Origin of the sequence: Bradyrhizobium uaiense, assembly GCF_010811875.1 — a bacterium.
Classification (GTDB): Bacteria; Pseudomonadota; Alphaproteobacteria; order Rhizobiales; family Xanthobacteraceae; genus Bradyrhizobium; species Bradyrhizobium uaiense.
The window spans coordinates 1-243 of sequence record NZ_VKHP01000982.1; the positions used below are offsets into that span (position 1 = coordinate 1).

The following is a 243-nucleotide window of genomic DNA, read 5'->3' on the forward strand; positions in this document are numbered from 1 at the left end:
TGCGCACGCTGAAATATTGTGGGTCCGGCGGAGCGCCGCTGCCGCTCGAGGTGGCGCAGCAGTTCGCGTCGATCACCGGCTGCAATCTGAGCGAAGGCTGGGGCATGACCGAGACCTCGCCGAGCGGGACGTACGTGCTGCCGTTGTCGACATCGAGGAACTTGATGACGATGCCGGGCATCGGCATGCCGCAGGAGCCGGCCTTGCGCATCGATCCAGTCTGCGCCGGCGTGAAGGTGCCGC

The 243-nt window shown here is 66.7% G+C and carries 1 protein-coding gene; it reads left to right on the top strand.

Annotated features, from left to right (window positions below; translation table 11 throughout):
- Positions 1-243 (top strand): AMP-binding protein (locus FNJ47_RS48405; RefSeq protein ID WP_163163772.1); only part of this gene is annotated, 243 nt, incomplete at both ends.